1 pseudogene is annotated in these 299 nt (G+C 42.8%); it reads right to left on the bottom strand.

From position 1 onward, the window contains the following. Positions 1–63 precede the first annotated feature (63 nt). A pseudogene (locus BpJC4_RS15950) lies at positions 64–299 on the bottom strand (IS110 family transposase); the annotation flags it as partial.

The following is a 299-nucleotide window of genomic DNA, read 5'->3' as shown; positions in this document are numbered from 1 at the left end:
CGGCTCTGCACTATCGGTGTTTGTTTTGAAATGAAGCAGTTATCAAGAGTTATCTTACATTTCTTAAGCTGCCTGTAATGCTTCTATTTGAGGTAGACCTTGTAGTAATTTGCAACCATCAAACTCACACTGCTTGTTGCCGATGACAAACAGGACTCGCAATAACTTACAACACAGGGCTATGAGTGACTGTTGTTTCTTTAACGGGCGTTCAGGGCGTTTTGTATAGTATTGATGCAGGGCTTTAAACGTCGGATTATGCACAACCAGTGGGCGAATTGCCAGATACAAGGCTCTTC

Origin of the sequence: Weizmannia acidilactici (assembly GCF_008974185.1) — a bacterium.
In the GTDB taxonomy this organism is placed as follows: domain Bacteria; phylum Bacillota; class Bacilli; order Bacillales; family Bacillaceae_C; genus Weizmannia; species Weizmannia acidilactici.
The sequence above is the reverse complement of the archived record's forward strand: the minus strand, read 5'-3'. Positions and strand labels throughout refer to the sequence as shown.